At 70.9% G+C, this 26,086-nt stretch carries 18 protein-coding genes; 6 read left to right on the forward strand and 12 right to left on the reverse strand.

Annotated features, from left to right (window positions below; genetic code table 11):
- Nucleotides 1–15: 15 nt before the first annotated feature.
- The 3 genes from ABZY12_RS00270 to ABZY12_RS00280 all read left to right on the forward strand — a co-directional run bounded on the left by ABZY12_RS00270 (nt 16) and on the right by ABZY12_RS00280 (nt 10,945).
- Nucleotides 16–4,755, forward strand: a complete 4,740-nt coding sequence (locus ABZY12_RS00270; protein WP_356885475.1) for an SDR family NAD(P)-dependent oxidoreductase — start codon at nt 16–18, stop codon at nt 4,753–4,755.
- Nucleotides 4,756–4,789: 34 nt separating this feature from the next.
- Nucleotides 4,790–10,426 carry a thioester reductase domain-containing protein gene (locus ABZY12_RS00275; protein WP_356885477.1) on the forward strand — a complete coding sequence of 1,879 codons (5,637 nt, stop codon included), beginning with the start codon at nt 4,790–4,792 and terminating at the stop codon, nt 10,424–10,426.
- A 120-nt stretch (nt 10,427–10,546) separates the two neighbouring features.
- Entirely contained in the window at nt 10,547–10,945 is a 399-nt protein-coding gene (locus ABZY12_RS00280; protein WP_356885479.1) for a nuclear transport factor 2 family protein, read from the forward strand.
- Nucleotides 10,946–11,094: 149 nt separating this feature from the next.
- Here the strand turns inward: ABZY12_RS00280 and ABZY12_RS00285 are convergent, their stop codons facing one another.
- The 10 genes from ABZY12_RS00285 to ABZY12_RS00330 all read right to left on the reverse strand — a co-directional run bounded on the left by ABZY12_RS00285 (nt 11,095) and on the right by ABZY12_RS00330 (nt 22,259).
- Complete coding sequence (locus tag ABZY12_RS00285) at nt 11,095–12,012, reverse strand: hypothetical protein (RefSeq protein WP_356886246.1); 918 nt, start codon at nt 12,010–12,012, stop codon at nt 11,095–11,097.
- A gap of 73 nt (nt 12,013–12,085) precedes the next feature.
- A complete protein-coding gene (locus ABZY12_RS00290) occupies nt 12,086–13,273 on the reverse strand; it encodes a cytochrome P450 (RefSeq protein WP_356885481.1) in 1,188 nt (395 codons plus the stop codon).
- Between the two features lie 35 nt (nt 13,274–13,308).
- Nucleotides 13,309–14,823 carry an NAD(P)/FAD-dependent oxidoreductase gene (locus ABZY12_RS00295; protein WP_356885483.1) on the reverse strand — a complete coding sequence of 505 codons (1,515 nt, stop codon included), beginning with the start codon at nt 14,821–14,823 and terminating at the stop codon, nt 13,309–13,311.
- Between the two features lie 127 nt (nt 14,824–14,950).
- The gene (locus ABZY12_RS00300; RefSeq protein ID WP_356885485.1) at nt 14,951–15,844 is read right to left on the reverse strand and encodes an NAD(P)-binding domain-containing protein; all 894 of its coding nucleotides are present in this window, start codon (nt 15,842–15,844) and stop codon (nt 14,951–14,953) included.
- A 113-nt stretch (nt 15,845–15,957) separates the two neighbouring features.
- The gene (locus tag ABZY12_RS00305) at nt 15,958–16,359 is read right to left on the reverse strand and encodes a DUF4440 domain-containing protein (RefSeq protein WP_356885487.1); all 402 of its coding nucleotides are present in this window, start codon (nt 16,357–16,359) and stop codon (nt 15,958–15,960) included.
- Nucleotides 16,360–16,435: 76 nt separating this feature from the next.
- Complete coding sequence (locus tag ABZY12_RS00310; RefSeq protein ID WP_356885489.1) at nt 16,436–18,778, reverse strand: BTAD domain-containing putative transcriptional regulator; 2,343 nt, start codon at nt 18,776–18,778, stop codon at nt 16,436–16,438.
- A gap of 132 nt (nt 18,779–18,910) precedes the next feature.
- The gene (locus tag ABZY12_RS00315; RefSeq protein ID WP_356885491.1) at nt 18,911–19,657 is read right to left on the reverse strand and encodes a 4'-phosphopantetheinyl transferase superfamily protein; all 747 of its coding nucleotides are present in this window, start codon (nt 19,655–19,657) and stop codon (nt 18,911–18,913) included.
- Nucleotides 19,658–19,714: 57 nt separating this feature from the next.
- Complete coding sequence (locus ABZY12_RS00320) at nt 19,715–20,575, reverse strand: metallophosphoesterase (protein WP_356885493.1); 861 nt, start codon at nt 20,573–20,575, stop codon at nt 19,715–19,717.
- A 5-nt stretch (nt 20,576–20,580) separates the two neighbouring features.
- Nucleotides 20,581–21,366, reverse strand: coding sequence for an alpha/beta fold hydrolase (locus tag ABZY12_RS00325; RefSeq protein ID WP_356885495.1), 786 nt, complete (start codon nt 21,364–21,366; stop codon nt 20,581–20,583).
- Between the two features lie 191 nt (nt 21,367–21,557).
- Entirely contained in the window at nt 21,558–22,259 is a 702-nt protein-coding gene (locus ABZY12_RS00330; RefSeq protein WP_356885497.1) for a ScbR family autoregulator-binding transcription factor, read from the reverse strand.
- Between the two features lie 274 nt (nt 22,260–22,533).
- Here ABZY12_RS00330 and ABZY12_RS00335 point away from each other — a divergent pair, with 274 nt between their 5' ends.
- Nucleotides 22,534–23,442 (forward strand): zinc-binding dehydrogenase, encoded by a 909-nt coding sequence (locus tag ABZY12_RS00335; RefSeq protein WP_356885499.1) that lies wholly within the window; start codon nt 22,534–22,536, stop codon nt 23,440–23,442.
- Between the two features lie 567 nt (nt 23,443–24,009).
- Here ABZY12_RS00335 and ABZY12_RS00340 read toward each other — a convergent pair.
- Together ABZY12_RS00340 and ABZY12_RS00345 are read right to left on the reverse strand one after the other, a co-directional pair.
- Nucleotides 24,010–24,264, reverse strand: a complete 255-nt coding sequence (locus ABZY12_RS00340; protein WP_356885501.1) for a Txe/YoeB family addiction module toxin — start codon at nt 24,262–24,264, stop codon at nt 24,010–24,012.
- Complete coding sequence (locus ABZY12_RS00345) at nt 24,261–24,545, reverse strand: type II toxin-antitoxin system prevent-host-death family antitoxin (RefSeq protein WP_210926971.1); 285 nt, start codon at nt 24,543–24,545, stop codon at nt 24,261–24,263. Before ABZY12_RS00345 ends, ABZY12_RS00340 begins: the two co-directional genes overlap by 4 nt.
- Before the next feature lie 402 nt (nt 24,546–24,947).
- Here ABZY12_RS00345 and ABZY12_RS00350 point away from each other — a divergent pair, with 402 nt between their 5' ends.
- Both ABZY12_RS00350 and ABZY12_RS00355 read left to right on the forward strand, forming a co-directional pair.
- Nucleotides 24,948–25,334: a CPCC family cysteine-rich protein gene (locus tag ABZY12_RS00350; protein WP_356885503.1), complete on the forward strand. Its 387-nt coding sequence runs from the start codon at nt 24,948–24,950 to the stop codon at nt 25,332–25,334.
- Nucleotides 25,331–26,062 (forward strand): HEAT repeat domain-containing protein, encoded by a 732-nt coding sequence (locus ABZY12_RS00355; RefSeq protein WP_356885505.1) that lies wholly within the window; start codon nt 25,331–25,333, stop codon nt 26,060–26,062. Before ABZY12_RS00350 ends, ABZY12_RS00355 begins: the two co-directional genes overlap by 4 nt.
- Nucleotides 26,063–26,086 lie beyond the last annotated feature (24 nt).

Genomic DNA, 26,086 nt, shown 5'->3' on the forward strand with positions numbered 1-26,086 from the left:
GAAAGCTGAGGGCAAGTGAGCACCGACGAAAACCAACTCCGCCAGTACCTCAAGCGTGCTGTTGCCGACGCCCAGGCCAGCCGCAGGCGGCTGCGCGAGATCGAGGAGAAGGACCGGGAACCCATCGCGATCGTCGGGATGGCGTGCCGGTACCCCGGCGGCGTCGACTCGCCGGAACGCCTGTGGCAGGTGGTCGCCGACGGCGTGGACGCGGTGACCCCCTTCCCCGAGCACCGCGGCTGGCCCCTGGACCGGCTCTACCACCCCGACCCCGACAATGTCGGCAAGTCCTACACCGACCAGGGCGGATTCCTCCACGACGCGGACAAGTTCGACCCGGAGTTCTTCGGCATGTCGCCGAGGGAGGCACTGGCCACCGATCCGCAGCAGCGTCTGCTGCTCGAGACGGCGTGGGAGAGCTTCGAACGGGCCGGAATCGCCGCGGAGTCGGTGCGCGGCAGCCGGACGGGCGTGTTCATCGGGTCGATGTACCACGACTACGGGTCGCGCCCGTACCTGCCGCCGGAGGAGTTCGAGGGCTACCTCTACAGCGGAAGCGCCGGCAGCGTCGCGTCGGGCAGGCTGGCGTACGTGTTCGGCCTGGAAGGACCGGCCGTCACCGTCGACACGGCGTGCTCCTCCTCGCTGGTCGCCCTGCACCTCGCGGCGGCAGCGCTGCGTCGAGGGGAGTGCGACCTGGCCCTGGCCGGTGGCGTGACGGTGATGTCCACGCCACAGGCGTTCATCGAGTTCTCCCGGCTGCGCGGTCTGTCGGCCGACGGAAGGTGCAAGTCCTTCGCGGCCTCCGCCGACGGCACGGGCTGGGCCGAGGGCGCCGGACTCCTGCTGGTGGAACGGCTCTCCGACGCCCGGCGCAACGGCCACCAGGTGCTCGCCGTGATCACCGGATCGGCGATCAACCAGGACGGTGCCAGCAACGGGCTGAGCGCGCCCAACGGTCCCGCCCAGGAGAAGGTGATCCGCCAAGCGCTCGCCGCCGCGGACCTGTCCGCCGCCGATGTCGACCTGGTCGAGGCGCACGGCACCGGAACGCCTCTCGGTGACCCCATCGAAGCCAACGCCCTGCTCGCCACCTACGGGCGGGGCCGGCCGGCGGACCAGCCCCTCCGGCTGGGGTCGCTCAAGTCCAACATCGGGCACACGCAGGCCGCTGCCGGCGTCGGCGGTGTGATCAAGATGGTCCAGGCCATCCACCACGGCGTCATGCCGAAGACGCTGCACGCCGAGGACTCGACACCGCACGTCGACTGGAGCACCGGTGCGCTGACGCTGCTCACCGAGGCGCAGGACTGGCCGGTGCTGGACAGGCCGCGCCGGGCCGCCGTCTCCGCGTTCGGGTTCAGCGGCACCAACGCGCACGTCATCGTCGAACAGGCCCCCCAGCAGGCCCCGGAGGAGGCGCAGGAGGCGTCCGCCGCACCCGCGGCGCCCGCGTCCGTGACGCCGCCTCCGGTCCTGCCGTACGTCCTGTCCGCCAGGTCCCCCCAGGCGCTGCGCGCTCAGGCCGAGCGCGTCGGCGGGCTCCTCGCCGAACGCCCCGACGTCGACCTGCTCGGCCTGTCCCACTCGCTGGCCACCACCCGCTCGGCGCTGCGGCACCGCGCCGTGGCGCTCGCGTCCGGCCGGGACGAGCTGCTGGAGAGCCTCGCCGCCTTGGCGGACGAGGGCCCCGGCACGATCCTCGGCACCAAGGACGAGGGCAAGCTCGCGTTCATGTTCACCGGTGGCGGCGCTCAGCGCATCGGGATGGCGCGCGAACTGGCCGAGACCTTCCCGGTGTTCGCCGCGGCCTTCGACGAGGTCTGCACGGCCCTCGACGAGCACCTGCCCCGTCCGCTGCGCTCGGTGATCGAGTCCGGCGACGAGTTGGACCAGATCGACTACACCCTCGCCGCCCTCTTCGCGGTCGGCGTGGCGCTGTTCCGCCTCCTCGAGACGTGGGGGGTGCACCCCGACTACCTGGTGGGCCACTCGACGGGCGAGCTGATAGCCGCCCATCTCGGGGGCGTGCTGTCGCTGTCCGACGCCGCGGTCCTGGTGACCGCCCGCGGGCGCCTGATGCGGTCCCTGCCGGAGGGCGGCGCGATGGTCGCCGTCGAGGCGACCGAGGAAGAGGTCCGCGAGACCCTCGACCCGGAGGGACGGGCGGTGATCGGCACGATCAACGGCCCGCGCGCGGTGGTCCTTTCGGGCGACGAGGACGCCGTCCACGCCGTCGCGGCGATCTGGAAGGAGCGGGGCCGGAACGTCAAGGTCCTGCCGATCCTCCGCGCCTCGCACTCGCACCGGATGGACCCGATCCTCGACGAGTTCCGTGAGATCGCCAAGGAACTCACCTTCCACCGGCCGAAGTTCGGCATCGTCTCCACGGTCACCGGCCAGGTGGAGAACGGCGACGCGTGGACCACGGCCGACTACTGGGTGGACCAGATCCGCAACCCGGTGCGCTTCGTCGACGCGGTGCGCACCCTGGAGGCGGAAGGCGTGACCACGCTGCTGGAGCTGGGCCCCGACGGGGTCCTCTCGGCGATGGCCGCCGCCAGTGTCGACCACGCGGTCGCGGTGCCGGCCCTGCGCAAGAAGCATCCGGAACCGCGGACGCTGGTCAACGCGCTCGGCGTGCTGTACGCCCGGGGCGTGCCGGTCGACTGGCTGGCGTTCTTCTCCGGGACCGGCGCGGGCAGGGTCGACCTGCCGACCTACCCCTTCCAGCGCGAGCGGTACTGGCTGGAGCCGTCGGCGGAGCTCGCGGCCGCGTCGGGCGCGGAGCCCGGCGAACCGGGTCCGCTCGGCGCGCTCCACCACGTCGGCTGGATCCCGGACGCCGTCCGGCCGTCCACCCGACCGGCGACCTGGGCGAGACTCGGGCGGTTCGCCGACGAGGAGGCCGGAGTCCCGTCGTACGAGGACCTGACGGCCTTCGGAACGGCGCTCGGCTCCGGTACCCGGATCCAGGCCCTCCTCGTTCCGCTGGAGACCGGCCGGGACGACGACGCGGCGACGGACGGGACCACGCGGCCCGCCGGCACCGCACAACCGCTCGCCCATCGGGCGATGACCCTCGTCCGGGACTGGCTGGCCGACGACCGGTTCGCCGACACCCGCCTGGTCGTCGTCACCAGGGGCGCCGTCGCCACGACGGACACCGAGTCGCCCGACCCGGCCGCCGCGGCGGTCTGGGGTCTGGTCCGGTCCGCGCAGTCGGAGGCACCCGACCGGATCCTGCTCGTGGACACCGACGCCGACACGGACACGGAGCCGATTCCCCCGGCCCTGCTCTCCGCCCTGCTCTCCGCCGACGAGCCCCAGGCCGCCGTCCGGGCCGGCCAGGTCCGGGTGCCGCGGCTGACCCGGATCCGCTCCTCCGCGGTGCGTACCGGGCAGGACGGCCCGGTGTGGAATCCGGAAGGCACGGTCCTGATCACCGGCGGCACCGGCGTGCTCGGCGCCACCGTCGCCCGCCATCTCGTCACCGAGCACGGCGTCACGCATCTCCTGCTGGCGAGCCGCACGGGTGCGCGGGCGGCGGGAGCCTCGGACCTGCGGACCGAACTGACCGAGCTCGGCGCGACGGTCCACATGGCCGCCTGCGACGTCTCGGACCGGGAAGCCCTCGCCGCGCTGCTCGGCGGGATCCCCGCCGACCGGCCGCTGAGCGGAATCGTTCACGCGGCGGGGATCCTGGACAACAGTCTGCTCTCGGCCATGACACCTGAGCAGTTGGACTCCGTCCTGTGCGCCAAGGCCGACGCCGCGTGGCACCTGCACGACCTGACGGGCGAGGCGAATCTGTCGGCCTTCGTCCTGTTCTCCTCGACCGTCGGCCTGTTCGGCGGACCGGGGCAGGCGAACTACGCCGCCGCCAGCGCGTACCTCGACGGGCTCGCCGAGCACCGCCGGGCCCGGGGACTGCCCGCGACCTCGCTGGCCTGGGGCATGTGGGACGTGGACGGCGGCCTCAACGCGGGACTGGGCGACATCGACCGCGCCCGGCTGGCCAGGGACGGCTTCACGGCGATCGGCGCGGAGGAAGGGATGGCCCTGTTCGACGCCGCTCTGCTGACGACTCGGCCCGCGCTGGCCGCGACGCCGCTCGACCTGGACGCACTGCGGGCGCTCGACCGGGTTCCTCCGCTGCTGCGGGCGCTGGTGCCCCCGCGGAGCCGCCCCTCGGCGGCCGGCGCCGAGACGCCGGTGGCGGAGCGGCTCTCCGAGATGACCGGTGCCGAGCGCGAGGAGTTCGTCCTCGATCTCGTCCGCGGCGGCGTGGCGTCGGTACTGGGCTTGAGCGACCCGACCGCCGTCGACCCCGAACAGCCGTTCCGGGAGCTGGGCTTCGACTCGCTCACCGCGGTCGAGATGCGCAACAGGCTGAACAAGGTCACCGGCTCCCAGCTGCCGGCCACCGCGGTGTTCGACCACCCCACCCCGTCGAAGCTGGCCGCGTTCCTGCTCACTCGCCTCGCGACGGACACCGCGGCGCAGCCGCGCTCGACCGTGCTCGCCGCCCTGGACGAGCTGGAGGACGTGCTCACCGCCGGCGACGGCACCGGCATCGACACGGACCGCGACGAGATCACCGTCCGGCTGCAGACGCTCCTGTCACGGTGGCTGGAGACCGGCGCGACACCGGGGGACGGATCCGACGCCGGCCCGGCCGACCCGCTCGAAACGGCATCGACCGCCGAACTGCTCGACTTCATCGACAACGAGCTCGGCCGCGCCAAGCACTGAATCCCGCCCGACTTCTGGAACAGGTAAACCCCTCATGGTGGAAGAGAAGAAGCTCGCGGACTATCTGAAATGGGTCACCGCCGACCTGCGGAAGGCCCGACAGCGCATCGCGGAACTGGAGTCCGGCCGAGCCGAACCGCTCGCGATCGTCGGCATGGCCTGCCGCTACCCGGGTGGCGTGCGCTCGGCGGACGACCTCTGGCGGCTCGTCACGGACGGACGGGACGGCGTCACCGAGTTCCCCGACGACCGCGGATGGGATGTCGAGTCGCTGTACGACCCCGACCCGGACGTCCCGGGCACCACGTACACGCGGGAAGGCGGCTTCCTCGACGGAGCGACCGAATTCGATGCCGGGTTCTTCGGCATCTCACCGCGTGAGGCGCTCTCGATGGACCCCCAGCAGCGGGTGCTCCTGGAGACCGCCTGGGAGACCTTCGAACACGCGAGGATCGACCCGACCTCCCTGAACGGCTCCGACGTCGGTGTCTTCGTCGGCGCCGTGGAGCAGTCCTACCTGGGTCTCGCCGGCCCGGAGGAGTTCGAGGGCTATCTGCTGACGAGCAAGCTCGGCAGCGTCGTGTCCGGCCGCATCTCCTACGCCTTCGGCTTCGAAGGCCCCTCCATGACCGTGGACACGGCGTGCTCGTCGTCCCTGGTCGCCATGCACCTCGCGGCGCAGTCGCTCCGCACCGGCGAATCGAGTCTCGCCCTCGTCGGCGGCGTGACGGTCGCCGGAAGCCCCGGCGGGTTCGTCGACTTCTCCCGGCAGCGGGGCCTGGCGCCCGACGGCCGGTGCAAGTCGTTCGCCGCCGCCGCCGACGGCACCAGCTGGGCGGAAGGCGTCGGTCTCATCCTGCTCGAACGGCTCAGCGACGCCGTGAGCAACGGACACCGGGTGCTGGCCGTCCTGCGCTCCTCGGCGGTCAACTCCGACGGCGCCTCCAACGGCCTCACCGCTCCCAGCGGCCCCTCGCAGGAACGGGTGATCCGGACCGCGCTCACCGGCGCACGGCTGGACGCCGCCGATGTGGACGTCGTCGAGGCGCACGGCACCGGCACCCGGCTCGGCGATCCCATCGAGGCCCAGGCCCTGCTGGCCACCTACGGCACCGCGCACACCCCGGACCGCCCGCTCTATCTGGGATCGCTGAAGTCCAACATCGGGCACTCGGTGGCGGCGGCCGGCGTGGGCGGCGTGATCAAGATGGTCCAGGCGATGAGGCACAAGGCGCTGCCGCGGACGCTGCACGTCGACGAGCCGACACCGCTGGTCGACTGGTCCGCGGGCGCGGTCGAGCTGCTCACCGAGCAGCGTCCGTGGCCGGAGACGGGCAGGCCTCGCCGAGCGGCGGTCTCCTCGTTCGGGGTCAGCGGCACGAACGCCCACGTGATCCTGGAGCAGGCGCCCGAGGAGGAGAAGGACGAGAGCTCGGCGCAGACACCGGCGCTCCTCCCGCTGGCGTTCTCCGCGAAGAGCCGGGCGGCCCTGTCCGCCCAGGCGCGCAATCTGATCTCGTACATGGAGGACAACCCCGGTCTGTCCCCGGCCGACCTGGCCTACTCGACGGCCACCACCCGTGCGGCCCTCGCGCACCGGGCCGTGGTGGTCGGTCCGGACGCCGAATCGCTGCTCGCGGCCCTCCGTCCGCTGGCCGAGGAGGGGGCTCGTACCGGAGCCGCCGTGGCACCGGGCAAGAGCGGCAAACTGGGCTTCCTCTTCACCGGCCAGGGCGCGCAGCGCGTCGCCATGGGCAAGCGGCTGTACGAGGAGTTCCCGGCGTTCGCCGAGGCCTTCGACGCGGTCTGCGCCCACCTCGACCCGCACCTGGAGCACCCGCTGCGCGAGGTGCTCGAGGACGAGAGCCGTCTGACCGAGACGCGGTACGCCCAACCGGCGCTGTTCGCGCTGGAGGTCGCCCTGTTCCGGCTCTTCGAGGCGTGGGGGATCAGCCCGGACTTCCTCGCCGGCCACTCGATCGGCGAGCTGTCCGCCGCGCACGTGGCCGGAGTGCTGTCGCTGCCGGACGCGGCGGCCGTGGTCACCGCGCGCGGCAGGCTCATGCAGGCACTGCCCGAGGGCGGCGCGATGGTCGCGCTGCAGGCCACCGAGGACGAGGTCGCCCCGCTGCTGCGCTCCGGCGGCGCCGCGGCGATCGCCGCGGTCAACGGTCCGGTGTCGACCGTGATCTCCGGTGACCGGGACGCGGTCGAGGAGATCAGCGAGACCATACGGGGCTGGGGGCGCCGCACCAAGAAGCTGACGGTCAGCCACGCGTTCCACTCGCCGCTCATGGATCCGATGCTCGAAGAGTTCGGCCGGGTGCTGCGCGGGGTCACCCTGAACGCGCCGAACATCCCCCTGGTGTCGACGCTCACCGGCCGGATCGCCACCGAGGAACAGCTCCGTTCGCCGGAGTACTGGGTGGACCAGGTCCGGCAGCCGGTCCGCTTCCTCGACGCGACCCGCACCCTGACCGACCAGAACGTGACCGTCACCCTGGAACTGGGCCCGGCCGGAGTGCTCTCGGCCATGGTCGCCGAGAGCGCGCCGATCACCCCCGTGGCCGCGGTGCGCAACGGACAGGACGAGGCACACGACGCGGTCGCGGCGCTGGGCGGGCTCTGGTCCGCCGGCATACCCGTCGACTGGACCGCTTTCTTCGCCGGGACCGGGGCGCGGCGGGTGGACCTGCCGACCTACCCGTTCCAGCGGGAGCGGTACTGGCTGAAGCCCGACGCGGTCTCCGGTCCGGCGACGACAGTGCCGGGTCCGCGGGACTCGCTGCTCCGCGTCGACTGGACCCCGGTCACCCCGACCGTCCCGGCCACGCCGCCGGCCCTGGCGACGCTCCGCGTCGGCGGTGTCGATCTCCCCGACCGTCCGGAACTCGCCCCCGGCGAGGTCTTCGACGAGGTGGCGGACGCGTTGGCCGCGCTCGATTCGGACACGCCGTTCGACGCCCTGCTCGTACCGATGATCTTCTCGCCGGGCGGCGACGTGCCTCGGCGCGCCGAGGAGACCGCGCAGCGGGCGCTGACCCTGCTCCAGTCGTGGCTGTCGGACGACCGGACCACCGATGTCCCGCTGGTCGTCCTGACCCGTGGGGCCGTGTCCACCGACGACGACGGCAACGACGTGTCGGACCTCGTCGCCGCACCGCTCTGGGGACTGCTGCGATCGGCGCAGTCGGAGGCGCCCGACCGCGTCGTGCTCGTCGACGTGGACGAGGACCCGGCCTCGCTGCCGGCCGTGCCGTCGGTCCTGGCGTCCGGCCGGCCGCAGGTCGCCGTCCGTTCCGGTCAGGCGCTCGTACCCGGCCTGGCCAAGGTCCCGCCGGGCGGTGAAGCGCGGACCGGTGCCCCGTGGCGCTCCGGCGGCACCGTGCTGATCACCGGAGGGACCGGGGCGCTCGGCGGGCTGTTCGCCCGTCACCTGGTCCGTACGCACGGCGTCTCCCGGCTGCTGCTGGTCAGCCGCCGGGGACCCGAGGCGAACGGCGCCACCGAACTGGCCGCCGAACTCACCGCGCTCGGCGCCGAGGTGCGGGTCGTCGCCTGTGACCTCGCCGACCGGACGGCGCTCACCGCGCTGCTGGAGAGCATCCCGGACGAGCACCCGCTCACGGGCGTCGTGCACGCCGCCGGCGTGCTCGACGACGGCATGATCCCGGACCTGACCCCGGAGCGGATGGCCACCGTCCTGCGGCCCAAGGTGCACGCCGCGTGGAACCTGCACGAACTCACCCTCGACCGGGACCTGGACGCCTTCGTCCTGTTCTCGTCCGTCGCGGGAATCATCGGCGGCACCGGCCAGGCCAACTACGCCGCGGCCAACACCTTCCTCGACGCGCTGGCCGGTCACCGGTCCGGACTCGGGCTGCCGGCCACCTCGCTGGCCTGGGGACTGTGGGCGGACGAACGCGGGATGAGCGGGCACCTGACCCGTACCGAACTCGACCGGATCGCCCGCTCCGGACTGCTCACCATCACCGAGGACGCCGGGCCGGAGCTGCTCGACCTCGCGCTCCGGGCCGGCCGGCCCGCGCTGGCGGTCACCCCGCTCGACCTGACCGCGCTGCGGTCCAACGTCCGGCGGGCGCCGCTCCTGCTGCGCTCGCTGGTCCGGGACACCGACGGAGGCTCCGGCGCGTCCCCGGCCGAGGACGAGCTCCTGCCCGAGCGGCTGGCGGGCCTGTCCCCGTCGCGCAGGCGTGATGTCGTGGCGGACTTCCTCCACCGCGAGGTGGCGCTGGTGCTCGGGCACTCCGCGCCGGGCGCGATCGAGGAACACCAGCGCTTCTCCGACTCGGGCTTCGATTCGCTCACCTCGGTGGAGCTGCGCAACCGGCTCGCGGAGGCCACCGGCCTGAAGCTGCCGCCCTCGCTGGTCTTCGAGCACCCCACGCCGAAGGAGTTGGTGGAGCACCTGTGCACCCTTCTGGAGGCCGCGACCGGGGAGGCCGCCGGAGCCGTCGGCGTGGACTTCGCGGCGGAGGTCCACCTCGACGAGGACATCCGGCCGGCCGGTGAGGTCAGCCGGGTGGCCACGGACCCCGCCGAGATCCTGCTCACCGGCGCCACCGGATTCCTCGGCGCGTTCCTGCTCCGCGACCTGATGCGGTCGACCACGGCCACGGTGCACTGCCTGGTACGCGGTGACGACCAGGCCGAGGCGACCCGCCGGCTGCACGAGAACCTGGCGTGGTACCGGGTCTGGGACGACATCGACCCGTCCCGGCTCTCCGTCGTCGTCGGCGACCTGACCGCCACGCGGCTGGGCCTGACCGAGGACCGGTTCGACGAACTCTCCCGCCGGGTCGACGTCGTCTACCACGCCGGCGCGACGGTCAGCTGGGTGCGGCCCTACACCGCGCTCGCACCGGGCAACGTGGGCGGCACCCGGGAGGTACTGCGGCTGGCCGCGGCGCACCGGACGGTTCCGGTGCACTACGTGTCGACGACCGGGGTGTTCCCCGCACCCGGCCCCGGCGCCGCCGCGGCCACGGTGACGGACCCGACCGGCCCCGGGCACCTGCTGCACAACGGGTATCTGCAGAGCAAGTGGGTGGCCGAGCAGGTCATCGAGCTCGCCAGGGACCGGGGACTGCCCGTCTCGGTCTACCGGGTGGACGTGGTGTGCGGCGACCGGGTGACCGGCGCCTGCCAGACCAAGGACTTCGTCTGGCTGAGCCTCAAGGGCCTGCTGGAGGCCGGAGCGGTACCCGAGAGCCTCGCCGGCGTCCTCCACATGGTCCCGGTGGACTACGTGAGCGGGGCGATCACGGCCCTCGCGACCCGGCAGGAGACCGCGAGCCGGACGTTCCACCTCTACAACCGGCAGAACCAGACGTTCACGGAGTTCGTCGGGCACCTCAGGTCCTTCGGATACGACCTGCCGGAGCTGGACTGGGACGCCTGGTCGGCCCGGGTGCGCTCGGACAGGAAGAACGCCGTCGTCCCTCTGCTGGATTCGTTCGAGGGGATGAACGCGGGCAGCGGCACGACCACCTACCCGCCGATCGACGTGTCGGACACCGAGGACGCACTGCGCGGCACCGGCATCGAATGCCCGCCGGTCGACCGAGAACTGTTCGACAAATACGTGAACTTCTTCGTCGGTGCGGGCTATTTCCCGTCCCTCGCGTCCGCTCAGGACAAGCAGGACTGACCACCCCGGACCGGCGACCACACCGGGCCGGACCAGCCGGACCCCCGCGAGCCTCGCGGGGGTCCGGCTGCGTTTGCATGAGCCCACCTGGAAATCCAACTACCGCCCCACTAGAGCCACTTGGAGTGGTTCTCGGACTATCCGGTGATAGAGTCTTTTGTCATGGATAAGAATGCCGTCACCAAGCTGGTCGAAAAGTACATCGCCATGTGGAATGAATCGGATGGCCGCGCTCGACGGGCATTGCTCGACGAGGTTTTCACGCCGAACGCCACGTACACCGATCCGACCATCGACGCCCACGGCGCCGCGGCCATCGACGAATATCTCGCCGCCGCCCAGAAGAACTTCACCGGAATGCTCTTCACCTACGGCACGGTGCTCACCCACCACGACGCCGTCCACTTCTCGTGGCAGGTCGGCCCCGCGGGTGGCGCGCCGGTCGTGAGCGGGTCCGACGTCGCGTGGCTCGAGGGCGGCCGGATCAGCCGGCTGTACGGCTTCTTCAACGGCTTCTGATTCCTTCGTGGAGCGGGACCACGGGGTCCCGCTCCATCGCCACGGCGCCCCGCTCCACCGCCACGGCGCCCCGAGCACGCGCGAGGCCGGCCGCACACAGTGCGGCCGGCCGGAGAAGAGCGCGCGGAGAAACGCGGGTCATGAGGGCATTACGTGAACTCCTTCACGGCGCCGGTGCCCTCGGCGTCGGGCGCCTTCCCGCCCGGACGGTGAGCCGGGGCCCGCAGGGACCCGTAGGTCCCGAGCACGGCGGCCACCAGGATCAGGCCGGCCACCCCCAGCGTCACACCGTCCGGGTGGTTCAGCGGCTGGCCCCGCAGCGCCTGCCAGAACACCAGGACGAACACGGCGGCATGCACCCCCGAGGCGAGCAGCACCAGGCGCAGCCGTACCCGGTCGTCGGCGAGGCGGGTGAAGCGCGGTGCGAGCGCGATCATCACCATGACCAGCAGCGGCAGGAGTTGCAGCGCGTGCATGCCGACGAAGTGCGGGACCCGCAGATCGCCGCCGGTCGTCGACCAGCCGGTCAGCGCCATCGAGGGACCGCCGTCCGGCACGCCCACGCTGTGCGCGCCGACCACGTCGGTGACGCCCTTCTGCTGCCCCGGTGCGGGCGCGTCCATCAGGAAGCCGACGGCCGTCCCGGCCAGCGCCAGGAAGATTCCGGAGCGCATGGCCCAGGCGGACGCGCGGTCGGCTATCCGGGCGCGGAGCAGCACCACGGCGAGGACGAACGTGGCGAGCCACAGGCAGATGACCGCGCCGCCCATCACGTTGTACATCGCCTCGTCGAAGGGCGTCGCGTAGTTGAAGTGGCTGCGCCTGCCCCGTGCCGCCTGTCCGGTGATGATCACGATCTCGATGACGCACGCCACCGCGACGACCGTCCCCGCCCACCAGACCACGCGCCGGCCGCGGGGAAGGAGCGACAGCATCCAGGACAGGGTGAGGGCGTAAGCGGCGAAGGAGAGCGAGAACTTGAACGGCTTGAACCAGATCGGCGCGTCCACCAGGACGCGGTCGTCGACGATGAGCCCCACCGCGGACAGGATCGCCACCGGCACCATCACCGCGGAGCTCACCACCAGCGGTCGATGCCATGACCGCCAGGACGGAATCGTTGAAGAAGACATGCCTCCCCTAACCGGATACTCGTACCGGCAGCCGCCTGGGGCAGATGATCTGCATCGGGTCTTCGAACTCCACACCGGCCGAGTAGTCCACGGCGATGTCGTCGAAACGGTCGAAGAGCGCGTTGAACGCGATCTTCGCCTCCAGCCGGGCCAGCGGAGCGCCGAGGCAGAAGTGGATGCCCTGCCCGAAGGCGATGTGCCCGCTGGTGTCGCGGTGGATGTCGAAACGGTCGGGGTCCGGGAAACGCAGCGGGTCCCGATTGGCCGCGCCGCTCCACAGGGTCACCAGCTCGCCCTCGCCGATCGCGTGCCCACCGAGCTCGGTCTCGGTCGTGGTCACGCGCGCCATCCTGGAGAACGGCGGGTACAGCCGCATCAACTCCTCGATGGCGTTGGGCAGCAGGTCGCGGTTCGCGCGCAGGGCGGCGTACGCCTCGGGGTGGCGGTCGAAGGTGATGATGCCGTTGCCGAGCAGTGCCATGGAGGCGGCGTGGCCGGCGAACAGGGTCAGGCCGATCAGGCCGATCAGATCGCCGTCACGCAGCGGCTTGTCGTCGATGGTGGCCTGGGCCAGCCCGCTGATCACGTTGTCGCCCGGATTCTCCCGGCACCTGCGCACATGCTCGAGGATGTACGCGTTCATCTCCCGGATGGCGGGGACGATGTCGGCTTCCATCACCTCCGGCGGCACGGTCGCCGCGTCGAGCGCGCCCAGGGCGTCGCCCCACGCCCGGTACATCGGCACGTCCTCGGCCGGCAGGCCGAGCATCTCGGCGACCACGATGATCGGCAGCGGGTAGGCCACCTCGCCGATCAGGTCGAAGGTGTCCGATCCGGACACGCCGTCGAGCAGGGAGTCGACGGTCCGGCCGATCCGATCGGACAGGCCCGCCACCGCGCGCGGGGTGAAGGCGTGGCTGATCGCCCGGCGCAGCTTCCGGTGATGCGGCGCGTCGTTGGTGACCAGGTTGCCGGTGAGGAACAGGTCGAAGTCGGGCTGTGGTTCGTTGTACAGCCGCACCGTGTCCGAGGAGAACGTCTTCGGGTCGGTGAGGACGCGGGTGATGTCGGCGTGGCGGAACAACTGCCAGCCGTACTCGTCGTCGTGATGTACCGGATTCTTCTCGTGCATCTCCCGGAACCAGGAGAAGAGCGAGTCCACGGATTCGTTTGCGGATATCTCTATCGACGGCATGGCTGCCCCTGATCCGATTGCCACTGAGTTGTTGTTCACAGGCCGACCATGGAACGGTAGATCTTGGGATCGGCGTTCGGCACCGCGAGACCCCGGGTGCTCGGCGCGATCGCCGGCGAGGGCGACAGCGTGGGCGAACCGGCGACCCTGAGGCCCGATTCGATGGCGCCGTCCATGTAGCCCGCCCAGCCGAGGGCGATGTCGTCGCCGCAGAACTTGACCTTGCCGAAGGGCTGGTTGATCGCACGGTGCAGCTTCGTCAGCTGGTTCGGCTGCCGGTACGCGGGCCCGCCGAGGGAGAATTCGTCCGCCTGCCAGTCGCACACGGTGTAGCTGCGCAGGGTTGCCGACGGCAGGATCTTCCGCACCGCGGCCTCCACCGCCGCGTGGCTGGCGAGGTTCAGTGTCGTGTCGATGGTGAACGCCACGACCGGAGCGTTCTCGTTCATCCGGCCCATGATGACGAAGGGGTGACCCTCGGGCGCCTCGGCGATGAACCGGTCGGTGGGGGTGGCCAGGTCCAGCCACACCTTCTTCTGGCGCGGCACGCCGTAGCCCTGGGTGGTGGCATCCCGGTACGCCTGCGGCAGTACGGGACTGAAGGTGATCTTCTTCCAGACGTTGACCGGCACCGCCATGACGACCTCGGCCGCCCAGTAGGCAGCCCCCGCCCGGGTGACCACCTTCACCTGGCCGTTCTGCTGCGTGACCGAGGCGACCGGGGACTTGAGCTTGAGGTCCGGCTTGCCGTCCGCCAGGATCGCGTTGGCCAGCGCGGCGGTTCCCTGCTCCATGCGGTAGGTGTTGATTCCGGCGAAACCCTCGTAGTTCCAGCCCGACAGCGCCCACCACTGCGCCAGTTCGAGCAGCGAGCCACGCGAGGTCGGCGCACCGTACAGCCCGGTGGTGCTGGTCATCCGGATCTCGTCTTCGGGCGCGTAGGCCAGCTGGTCGAGCCGGTCGCGCAGGGACAGCCGGTCCAGCGGCGTGATCAGGTCTTCCCGGGTGAAAGGCGCGTAGGGCTTGGGGAAGTACTCCTGTGAGCCCTCGAAGAAGGGCGTGAACAGTTCGCCCTGCCGGGTGTAGGCAGTGACCGGGTCGTACTCGGCGAACCCGCTCGTGGTCGGCATGAGTACGCGCTCGGGCCCCGCGTCGGCCACGATCTTCAGCCCGTAGCGCGATATTTCACGCCAGATGTGTGGCTGCTTCGGATCAACCCAGGCGCCACCACGCTCGATCTGGTAATCATTGAACGTATCAGTCCACGTGCGCCCGCCGATGCGGTCGCGCGCTTCGAGTACGAGTACCCGCCGGCCCTTCGCCCGCAGCTCACGGGCCGCGATGAGACCGGCCAGCCCGGCGCCGACGACGATGGTGTCGTAGCTCTGCCGGACGGTGTAGTCCGCACCGTCGGTGGCCTCGGCGAGCGCGGGAAGGCCCGCGCCGAGCGCGGTTCCGGCGATGGCCAGGCCGCCCAGCTTGAGGGCGGACCTCCTGGAGGCCGCATGACGAGGCGTGGATCTGTTCGTCTTTCCGTTACCGTTGAACACGAATTTCCCCCGTTTGACTGCGGAAGTGTTGGAGTGGATTCACAGAAATTCGGGCAAAGCCGGAAACCTGGGTCGGGGAATTCACGATCCGGTTCCCGGCTTTGCCCGTGACGGTGCAGGGAAGAAATCAGGCGGAGGGCTTGCGGAACTGCTTGATCATCGCCGCGTAGCTGTCCTCGGCATTACCGTCGGCCACCGCGCGCTTCGCCAGCTCCAGGAAGAAGCTCGGCAGCTCGGTGTTGACGCCGAGCGCCTGGCTCTCCTCGAGGAGGTGCGTCATTCCGCCCACGTGGACGTTGATGGTGGCGTCGGTGGCCGGGTACTCGCCCTTGTCGAGCTGCTCGGCGTACGCGGAGGCGTAACCGGACGTGACGTTGATCGCGATGGTGGCCAGCTCGGCGAACGTCGTCGCCTTGACGTTCGCGGTACCCAGCAGTGCGGCACCGTGCAGGAAGCTGTTCAGGACGCCCCACATGATGCTCAGCACGGACATGTCGTACAGGGCGGCCAGGCCGTGGTCCTCGTCGAGGTAGACCGATCCGTTCTCGCCGAGCACCTGGAGGGTGGCCTGGTGCTGCTCGAAGCCCGCCTTCGACCCGGCGTACAGCAGCGTGGCGCCTTCGGAGCCGATCTCGTGCGGAAGGGCCAGGATCGCACCGTCGACGTAGGCGATGTCGAGCTTGCCCGCCCACTCGGCGGTCTCGCGCGCCTGGGTGGAGCTGGCCGTGGTGAGGTTGACCAGGGTGCGGCCCGCCAGCGAGGAGCCGACCGGGTCCAGCAGCCCGTGCACGGCGTCGTAGTCCGAGACGCAGATGACGACGAGCGGGCTCGCCTCCACCGCGCTCTTGACCGAGTCGGCGAGGGTGGCGCCCTTGGCGACGAGCTCGTCGGCCTTGCCGGCCGAACGGTTCCATACGGTGGTCGGGTGGCCCTTCGCCAGGAAGGCCGAGGCGAGCGCTTGGCCCATCAGGCCGAGACCGACAACGGTGACCGGTGACTCGGAGGCTGAAACAGTGGACACAGGTACTTCTCCGTACTTCGTGCGGCGTCCGCCGCGATGGGTGTGATGGATCGTTCGGCGGTCTCGGGCGGCGGCACGGAGGCTGGGTACGGTCCCCGCGCTCGGGCCATCGGTCAGCCCTGGTTCTCGTCCTCGGCGGTCCACGGGCCGCTGACACCGAAGGGGTTGTCCACGACGTAGCGCCAGTAGCCGTCCTCGCCCTTGTGCAGGACGTCGATGGCCACACCCTTGAGGAGCTCGGGCCGGCCGTTCTCGTCGAGCGCCGCCATCTGCCACTCGACCACCAGCTGCGCGGTGTCGCCGACCACCAGCTGCTGGCGCACCGTCGCGTCCACGGAGGGCTTGCGGTCCTTCAGGAACTTGACGACATAATCACGGCGGTCCTGGCCGTAGACCGGAAATCCCGGCTCCCACATTCCGACCGCCTCGTCGGTGTACATCGCGTTCACCGCGTCCGCGTCACCGGCGTTGAACGCTTTCCCGAACGCCTCCTGGTGGTCCTCGATGTCAGTCACGAGCGTGTAACTAGTTTCGGCCACGGCGCATTCGCTCCATTTCTTGTCTGCAGCACTGCATAAATCTGCTCGCACGCTACCAGCGCGGGTTCCCCGCTCCGGTCTCCTTCCGGTAATCGCGCACAGACGTGCACGACACCGATTTGATTACCGAGGAATGACCACGTTCCGTCGTCCTTTCCTGAGGGTCCGCCGGCTCGCCGACCGACGATCCTTCGCTGCGCGCCGCCGAGAGCAGGAACTCCACCAGCTGCTCATTGGTGATCCGCTCGGGCCGGTCCAGGGTGACCGTCGTGGTGTGGCTCTTGCCACCCGCCCAGGACGGCCTGCGGGCCAGCAGCTCGGGCCTAGCGCAGGCGACCACGAACAGCGCCCCCGCACCCGCGGATTCGGCCAGTTCCTCGACCGCGTCCAGGGTCATGTCGGGGACGTGGTGCAGATCGTCGACACACAGCACGAGGGGGCGCCGCTGCGCGGCCTCCAACAGGAACTCCCGCCAGACGGAGAGGACTTCGATCGGGCACGGCTCCCCGGAGTGGGCATCGAAGCCGCCTCGGGCGATGAGGGCCCGCAGTCGGGCCAGTCGCTGCTCCACCGTCCGGTCGGAGAGGTACAGGGCGCGCACTTCGCGCTCCAGGGCGGCCAGCGCGGTGGCCTCGTCGTCCCCGGGTCTGATGCCGCAGTAGGCCGCGAGGAGCCGGCCCGGCACCGTCAGCGGGCAGTCGCCGGAGCCTTCGGGGGCGCGAACGGTCAGGAGGAGGGGCGCGTCCGGCTGTTCGGCGACCCAGCGCCCGAACTCGCCGAGCAGGCGGGTCTTTCCGGTGCCGGACTCACCGAGGACCGTGACCAGATGGGGCACGGCGCGGTGCTGGGTGCGCTTCACCAGGCCGCGCAGGACGTCGAGTTCGACGGCCTGCTCGGAGGACTCCACGCATTCGGTGCCGGTGTCGCTCGGGCCCAGGGCGTACCAGCTCGCGGCCGGCGTGTCACCGCGGCGGTAGCAGACGGCGTGCTCGCTCGCGCGGCGGACGGCGTCGCTGACCCGCACCTCGCCCGCGGGCACCTCGCACAGCAGTGTCTGGGACTCGTCGAGGACCGCGCCGACGGCGGTCGGCGCCTCGTCCCGGCCGCGCCTGCGCAACAGCACCTCGCCCGTGGTCACCGCGGCGTGGACCGTCGACCGGGCGGTGTCGGACCCCGATCCGGCCGGGACGTCGAGCACGTCACGGATCGCGAGGGCCGCGAGAACGGCCTGACGGGCGTCGTCCTGATGCGGCTCGTCGAGCCCGAACAGGGCGAGGGACACGGAACCCATGGAGGCGGTCACCGTGCCGCCGAAGCGCTCGATCTGCTCCTTGACCAGCAGCGCGGCACCGTCGAGGAGATCGTCGAGTTCCCGGTCGGCGCCGCTGCCGAGCGAGGGTGCGATATGGGTGCGTACGGAGACGACGCTGACCTGGCGGCGCTCCGTGCTCACGCTCCGCTCCGCCGCGCCCGCACCGGGCTCCTCGCTCCTCGGCCGCCTCGCCTGTGGCGCGGCCGAGAGCGGCCTGTACGCAGGGGTGTTGTCGGCCATCGTGGTGAGCGTGATGTGCTCCCTGGCGTCGTCACCGTGCGCGTACGAGGTGTACGGGGCCTGCGCGGGGTCCAGGGCGAGCGCCGGGTCCTGGGTGAGGATCCGCTGCTGCAGACGCTGCAGACCACGACCCGGCTCAAGGCCCAGGTCCTCGACGAGAGCGGCCCGTACGCGGCTGTAGACGGCGAGCGCGTCCGCCTGCCGGCCGCACCGGTACAGGGCGAGCATCAGCTGACCGCACGACCGCTCCCTGAGCGGCTCCGCCCGCACCGTGTTCTCCAGTTCCGCGAGGACCTCATGGTGCCGGCCGCAGGCCAGCCGCGCCTCGACGTAGTCCTCCATCACATCCAGGCGGGTGTTCTGGACCGCGGCCAGTTCGTGCCACTCGACACCCCTCTCCACCAGATCGGCGAGGACGGGCCCGCGCCACAGCGCCAGCGCGTCGCGCAGCAGCGACGCCGCCGCCTCCGGGAAGCCCTTCGCCAGCTTGTCCCGGCCCTGACCGACCCAGGTGTGGAAGAGGTGCAGATCCACTCGCTCGGGATCGACCCGCATCATGTAGCCGGGCGGCTGGGTCAGCAGCGCCGCGCCCGTCGGGTTGCCCGCGACGTGAGCGGACGACAGCGCGCCGCGCAGCCCGTACACCGCGTTCTGCAGAATCTTGCGGGCCGTCACCGGGGCCTCGTCCACCCCCCACAGGGCGTCCAGAAGCCGGCTGGTGGCCACCACCTTGTTCGGCTGGAGCAGCAGAAAGCCCAGCGTGGCACGCTGCTTGGTGCCGCCGAGCACCACCGTCCTGTCGTTGTCGACCACTTCCATCGGCCCCAGCAATCGGAACTGCATCTCATCCCCCGCCTCGCAAAACCGTCCGTGTCCCGCCCCCAAGGCGACCTGTCCAGCCGGTCACCCGCCGAGATCACGTCACCAGGGTGCAAGACGGCGGTCCAAGCGCACACAAACCTCGGACAAGGCGGTTCAGCGAGCGGGCGCCGCCGGGGTCGCCGACGCGGTCGCGGGCCGGTGGGCGACGACGGGGAGTCGACGGGCGACGCTGACGGCACTGTGCGTCAGAGCTATGGCCGTCAGCAGGATTCCGTTCCGTTGTGTCCAGCTGCCCTCGAACCCGGCGATTCTGCTGCCGCCGATCTGCGGTCCGGGCACGAGCAGCCGCGCGTAGAAGCCGCCCCGGTCCGGGTCGACGGTGACGACGGCCTGGTCGAAATCGAGCCAGCGGCCGGTCAGCGGGAACCACGCCTTGTAGACGCTCTCCTTCGCGCTGAACACCAGGCGGTCCCAGGACACCTCGGGCCGGCGCACCCGCAGCGCGGCCATCCAGACCCGCTCCTCGGGGACGGTCACCAGGTCGCGTGTGCCGCTGCTCTTGATCGGCAGATTGGGCTCCGCGTCGATCCCGATCGTCGCGAGGTCGGCGGCGTGCGCCACCGCGGCCGCCCGGTATCCCTCACAGTGCGTCATGCTGCCGACGACCCCGGCGGGCCACACGGGTGCGCCGCGCTCCCCGGGCAGGATCGGCGCGGGCGGGATCCTCAGCTCCCCGAGGGCCCTGCGGGCACACGTGCGTACGGTGGTGAACTCCCGGCGGCGCTGGGGAACGGCACGCGACACCAGCCGCTCCTCGGCCGCGTACAGACCGGGCCCCTCGATGTCGTCGTGAAAGGCCTCGGCGACCGCCATGGGCGGGGCGAGCAGCTGCTCGATCATGGGTGTCCTCCGCGTCGTCGCGAGGTGAGGGCGATTGGAAGGCGATACGAGGGTGCGTCAGTGCGCGGTGCCTGCGGGCCCGGCGAGGATCGGCACGGGCCAGCCGGGGTCGCGGGGGCGCTGGCGCCATTCGCGCGGGTAGCCCAGGGAGACCTCCCGGTGCGGCACTCCGTCGTGATGGATGAGCCGTGGGATGTGGAGGTGGCCGTAGACCACCTCGGCGGCGCGGAAGCGCCGGGGCCAGTCGGCGGTGGCGGTGGTGCCGCACCACTGCGCGAACTCCGGATAACGCAGGACGCGGGTGGGCTCGCGGATCAGCGGGAAGTGGTTGACCAGGACCGTCCGCAGGCTTTCCGGGATCTCGGCGAGACGGGCCTCGGTGTGGGTGATCCGGGCGGCGCACCAGGCGGCGCGGCTCGGATAGGGGTCGGGGTGCAGCATGAACTCGTCCGTGCACACCACGCCCGCCCGCTCGGCGATCTCCAGACTCTCGCGCATGGTGTGGGCACCGGGCGCGTGGAAGGTGTAGTCGTACAGGACGAACAGCGGGGCGACGGCGACCGGACCGCCCTCGCCTTCCCACACGGCGTAGGGGTCCTCGGGAGTGAGCACGCCCAACTCGCGGCAGACGCCCACCAGATGGTCGTAACGGTAGGCGCCGCGCAGCCGCACCGGATCGTCCTGCGGGGTCCACAGCTCGTGGTTGCCCGGTGCCCACACGACGCGCGCGAAGCGGTCGCTCAGCAGGCCGAGGGCCCATTCCACGTCCGCGACGAACTCCCCGACATCTCCGGCGACGATCAGCCAGTCGTCGTCGTGGCGGGGCCGCAGCCCTTCGACGATCTTCCGGTTCTCCTCGTAGCGCACATGCAGATCACTGACGGCGAGGAGACTGCCGTGGCGCGTGGCGGTACCCACCCCGGTTACGGGGCGAGGAGGGCGGACGCGGACGACGGACCGGTGCCCGCCAGGTCGTCGGCCACGGCCTTGACGATCGCGGGCAGCTGTCCGTCGAGGTAGAAGTGGCCGCCGGGGAAGACGTCGACGGTGGTGGTCGCGGTGGTGAAGTCCCGCCAGGCGGACGCCTGGTCCACGGTCACCACCGGGTCGCTGTCACCGACGAACACGCTGAAAGGAACGTCCAGCGGGTCCCCCTGCCGCCATGCGTACGTCCCGATGGCCCGGTAGTCGGCACGCAGTGCGGGCATGACCATCTCCCGCAGCTCCGGGTCGTCCAGGACGGCCGGCGTGGTCCCGCCCAGCCGGCGCACCGCCGCCAGCACGTCGGCGTCCGTGGACATCCGGTCGTGCGGACTGGGTCCGAGGGTCGGGGCTCCCCTGCCGGACAGGAACAGCCGGGTGGGCCCCGCCACGTGGCGGTCCCGCAGCCGTCGGGCGGTCTCGTAGGCGAGGAGTGCGCCCATGCTGTGCCCGAAGAAGGCGTACGTGCCCCGCAGTTCGCTCCGCACCTCGGCGGCGAGGGCGTCGGCGAGCTCCCCGATGTCGGCGATCGCCTGCTCCCGCCTGCGGTCCTGGCGGCCGGGATACTGCACGGCGAGGACATCGACGTCGGGCGCGAGCCCGCGGGACAGCGGCACATAGGTACTGGCCGCGCCGCCCGCGTGGGGGAAGCACACCAGCGTGGCACGGCTCGCGGACGCGGAGTTCCCTTCGGGAGAAGCGAATCTGCGAAGCCACTCGCTGCCCATGCCACGTTCCCCGTTTCCACCACTCGCTGTCGCCCGCCGTCGGGCCGAACCGCACCCATGCTCCGGTTCGCCGCTCAACGCGCGCGCAAAGGCCGCTCAAAGCGGCCGGTCCGACGGGGAAAGAGGAGGCGTTCTCCCGCTTGCCCGGGCGCTTGTCCGAGGGGAAAGCGGGGCGCTTGCCCGGGAGGGTCCTAGGCCACTCCGCAATCCGCTCCGTCGTAGGGGTTGCCGGGCGGCATCAGGTCGTCCGTTCCGCTCTCTCCCGGCGGCCACGCCTGTGTCGTGGTGCCTTCCGGTACGAGGGACCGTGCAACCCGCTCGCTCGCGAGCCGCGGCAGCATCAACCGCCAGAAGCGGGTGACGGCCTGCCGCGAACACCACGCGGCGTCCCGCCTGGCCCGTACCTCGACGCCGGCCACCACCGCGGTGACGGCGTACACGGCGTCCTCGACGCACACGTCCGGCGCCAGACTGCCCTGGTCCCTGGCCACGGTGAGCATCAGCTGCACCCAGTCCTGCCACTGCTCCCACAGATCCCCGTCACCCTGCCAGGTCGCATCGGTTCCGAGGCCGAACCCGGCACGCAGCACCGGGTCGTTCAGGAGGCACCGGGCGAGCGCGTGGGACGTGTCGACCAGGTGCTGCAGCGGCGCGGGGTGACGCAGCGGGATGCGCCCGGTGACGCACAACAGGTTCCGTGCGGCGGCCCGTTCGATGGCGTTGCCCAGCGCCCTCTTGTTGCCGAAGTGGAAGTGCACGGCGCCGTTGCTCATGCCCGTCCTGGAACTGATCGCGTTGATCGAGGAATCGGCGAAGCCGACCTGGTAGAAGACCTCGGATGCTGAGCGGATCAGCTCCTGGCGGGTGCGAAGGGCACGGTGCTGCTTGGCCATGTGGCGCTCCGATGGGGGAAGGCGAGCGACGAGACGGGCACACGAGAACCCGCCGCAGCCCGGATGGAGGGGGCCGGATCCGGCCGTTCGGTCGTCTGAGAACCGGCTGGTTCGGCTCCACTTCCGCGGTCATGGGCCGGGCGCGGTCCGGGGTGACCGACCGTCAGGGCCGCGCCGGCCTGGGGCTGCCGAGCGGTTTCGTACGGGCACTTTACGCATCCCGGTGGCGCGAACAGCCCGCCGTACAGCCGAGCTGGCGCGATATCGTGCCCGCATGCTCGCCATACGATTCGACCGCTTCGGCGGACCCGAGGTCCTCGCCCCCGTGGAGATTCCGGCCCCGGAACCGGGCCCGGACCAGGTGCTGATCACCGTCGAGGCGGCCGGGGTCAACTTCGCGGACACCCACCAGACCGACGGATCCTATCTGAGCGCGGACCGGCTGCCGTACGTACCGGGCAGTGAGGTCGTGGGCCGCACCACCGACGGCCGGCGGGTGCTCGCCAGGGTCTCCGGCGGGTACGCGGAGCAGGTCGTGGCCGACGCGTCCGGCGTGGTGGAGATCCCGGACGAGCTCGGAGCGGGCCAGGCACTCGCCCTGCTGATGCAGGGGCTGACGGCCTGGCACCTGCTGCGTTCGGCGGCCCGTCTGTCCCCCGGCGAGACCGTGGTCGTGCACTCGGCGGCAGGCGGGGTGGGCAGTCTCGCGGTGCAGCTGGCCAAGGAGTTCGGCGCGGGCCGCGTGCTCGCCCAGGCATCGTCCCCGGCCAAGGAGCGACTCGCCCTGGAACTGGGCGCGGACGGCATCGCCACGTACCCCCTGGACGTCAAGGCGGACGTCGTACTCGACGCGGTGGGAGGCGCGCTCTTCGACCAGGCGCTGGAGTCCCTGGCGTCGTTCGGCCGCCTGGTGAGCTACGGCAACGCGGCCCGCACCGGGTTCACCCCCGTCGACCCGGCACGTCTCGGCAGGCTCAACGCCTCCGTCGTCGGATTCTGGCTGCGCCCCACGCTGGCCCGGCCGGGCGCGGTCGAACAGCCGCTCAAGGAACTGCTCGACCTGACACTGCGGGGCACACTCCGGCCGGTCGTCCACGACGCCTACCCCCTGGCCGAGGCCCGGCGCGCCCACGAGGACCTGTGGGCCCGGCGCACGGTCGGCAAGGTGGTGCTGCGCCCCTGAGCCCGTCCCGGCGCGAGCCCCGCTCAAACCCTGATCAAAGCGCCCCGCGGGACATGACACACTCCGCCCCACCGATTGAGCGCGCCGCCGCCCCCGGTCCACGATCATGCGTGGCCGGGTCGGTACCCATCCCCCGTGTACCGACCCGGCCGGCAACTCCCCGCGCCACTCCCCGCGGAGTGGACGCCTGCGGCCTTCGCCCGGGTCGCTGACGCCCGCTTGTACTCGACATGACCGGCGATCCGTTCCCATGGAGACCGGCGCGGTGCGAGGCCCTGCTCGCCGTACGAGACCTGCTGAAGCAGGTGGGAACCTCCAGCGGCTACACCGGTGACTCCCTCATCGCCATCTGCGTGCGCTTCGTCAAACGACTCATCGCCGATCACCGCGGCATCCTTCAAGTGCCCAGCAACCTCACCGCGCTCCGTGAAATCTGCGACACCTTCATCGACGCAGGCTGGCCCAGGCATACAGCCTCGTCTTCAGTATTGAGCAGATCTTCCGCTAGCCGGTCCTGGAATCTGCACATCGCAGGGCGGCGTCCCGGCCTCAGGCGCGACCTGGAGATCAGTAGCGATAGCGAGCCGCGAGAATGACGATCTCCTTGTCCGTGACCAGGTAGACGAGGCGGTGCTCGTCGTCGATCCGTCGCGACCATGCTCCGGGCAAGTGGTACTTCAGCGGCTCGGGCTTACCGATCCCCGTGAAGGGGTCACGCTTGACGTCCTCGATGAGCTTGTTGATCCGAGCGAGCGTCTTGCGGTCGTTCTTGAGCCACGACGTGTAGTCCTCCCAACCCTGATCCTCGAAGACGAGCCTCACGCGGCACCCTCACGTGCCGCATCCGGCGAGTCGGGGTCGATCAGCTCCCGCTCGGACACGTTGATGTTGGCCAGGGCGTTCTCGTACGCCTTGAGCAACCGGCGAGCGTTCGCCGGAGAGCGCAGGAGGTACGAGCCTTCGCGTAGCGCCGCATAGTCCTCGGCCGAGACGAGCACCGCATTGCCGTGCTTGGAGACGATCTCGATGGCCTCGTGGTCGTCGTTGACCTTCTTGATCAGCGGAAAGAGCGCCTTGCGGGCTTCGCTCGCAGTTATGGACATGACCTACCCTTTCCCGATAGTGGTACCGAATAACGTACCACTATCAGCGCTCCCGGGCGGAGTGTACCTGACGAAGGGTCAGGAATCCCAGCACCGCCCCAGTACGGGAAACAACAGGGGGTCGACTCCCCGAGGAGCCGACCCCCTGCCACCTGTGAACTTGACGAAGCTCCTAGCTCCAGGTAACGAGCCGCTCACACATTGAAGCGGAATATCTGAAGCCAGATCCTGACCTGCGGCCGAGCCTCTTCCAGGGCTCTGACCTGGGATTTCCTCGTTGGCGTGTGTTGGCTCCAGACCGCCGTTTACTGGGTGCCCTGCGGACTGGCTGCGGACCGGCCGGGCGGGCGGAGGCCGAGAAATCCATGGCGCACCGCCGGGACCGGCAAGGAGACTGCCCAGGTGAGCGACCGCTACCCCTGCCCATGCTGCGGGCACCGCGTGCTGGGCGAGATGCCCGGCTCGTACGAGATCTGCCCCGTCTGCTTCTGGGAGGACGACGGGGTCCAGTTCCGCTGGCCGACGATGGGCGGCGGCGCGAACAAGGTCTCCTTGTTCGAGGCCCAGCGGAACTACCAGGACTTCGGCGCCTGCGACCAGCACGGCCGGCGGTACGTCCGCCCTCCGGCCGAGGACGAGCCGCTCGACCCCGCCTGGCGCCCCATCGACCTGACACGCGACTCCTTCGAGGACTGGGCGGCCGAGGACCGCGCCCCGTGGCCCGACGACCGCTCGGCGCTCTGCTGGTGGCTCCCCACTTTCTGGCGCCGGGACCACTCCGCGTCATGACCTCCCACATCGAGACACTCGTCCAGCAGCTCGACGGCAAGGCCGACGAGTCCTACGACGCCCGCGCGGAGCTGATCTGGATCGGCGCCGACGCCATACCCGCCGTCATCAACGGCCTGCCTTCCCTCGGCGGCTTCGGCCAGCTGACCGCCATCGAGGTCTTCGAGGAGGTGGGCGATCCCCGTTGCGGCCCTGCTCTTATCGGCCTGCTGGAAAGCGACAACCCGACCGTCCGCGAATGGGCGGCCATGGCTCTGGCGAGCCTGGAGATCGACGGCGCCGTCGAGCCCTTGCGCCGCGCCTACCGCGCCTGCCTGGAACGGGCGACCCCACCGGACTGGACCGAGCCCGACGGCATCCGCTGGGCCCTGACCGAACTCGGTGCCCGCACCCCCGTCGTCCCACCTCTCACCGCACGCCTACGAGCCACCGCCGCGGACAACGCCCCCGGCTGGCCCTCGACCCACTTCACCGAGATCATCAACGACCTGGCCGACCACGCCCAGGTGATCCTCTACTCCCAGTTCTGGCGCGTGGACGCCGACCGCACGTACGTCGTCTCCGGTACCGGCCTGGACTGGGAACTCGACTGGAATGCACCCTGGGAGCACCTGATCGAAGAGGCCCGCACCTGGTCCCTGCTGGAAGCCTCCGAAGCCCCCACCGGCGACAACATCTTCGTCACCCCCACCTGGATCGACCGTACCGACCTCTACCCGGAAAGGTGACCGATGCCGTCCCAGCACCCCGAG

Origin of the sequence: Streptomyces sp. NPDC006551, assembly GCF_040611675.1 — a bacterium.
Taxonomy (GTDB): Bacteria; Actinomycetota; Actinomycetes; order Streptomycetales; family Streptomycetaceae; genus Streptomyces.

Bases quoted from the DNA above. Each gene is read 5' to 3' on its own strand.
- ABZY12_RS00345 (WP_210926971.1), bottom strand. From the start codon at position 24,545: ATGTCCATAACTGCGAGCGAAGCCCGCAAGGCGCTCTTTCCGCTGATC.
- ABZY12_RS00325 (WP_356885495.1), bottom strand. From the start codon at position 21,366: ATGGGCAGCGAGTGGCTTCGCAGATTCGCTTCTCCCGAAGGGAACTCC.
- ABZY12_RS00310 (WP_356885489.1), bottom strand. From the start codon at position 18,778: ATGCAGTTCCGATTGCTGGGGCCGATGGAAGTGGTCGACAACGACAGG.
- ABZY12_RS00275 (WP_356885477.1), top strand. From the start codon at position 4,790: ATGGTGGAAGAGAAGAAGCTCGCGGACTATCTGAAATGGGTCACCGCC.
- ABZY12_RS00335 (WP_356885499.1), top strand. From the start codon at position 22,534: ATGCTCGCCATACGATTCGACCGCTTCGGCGGACCCGAGGTCCTCGCC.
- ABZY12_RS00290 (WP_356885481.1), bottom strand. From the start codon at position 13,273: ATGCCGTCGATAGAGATATCCGCAAACGAATCCGTGGACTCGCTCTTC.
- ABZY12_RS00315 (WP_356885491.1), bottom strand. From the start codon at position 19,657: ATGATCGAGCAGCTGCTCGCCCCGCCCATGGCGGTCGCCGAGGCCTTT.
- ABZY12_RS00330 (WP_356885497.1), bottom strand. From the start codon at position 22,259: ATGGCCAAGCAGCACCGTGCCCTTCGCACCCGCCAGGAGCTGATCCGC.
- ABZY12_RS00285 (WP_356886246.1), bottom strand. From the start codon at position 12,012: ATGGTGCCGGTGGCGATCCTGTCCGCGGTGGGGCTCATCGTCGACGAC.
- ABZY12_RS00355 (WP_356885505.1), top strand. From the start codon at position 25,331: ATGACCTCCCACATCGAGACACTCGTCCAGCAGCTCGACGGCAAGGCC.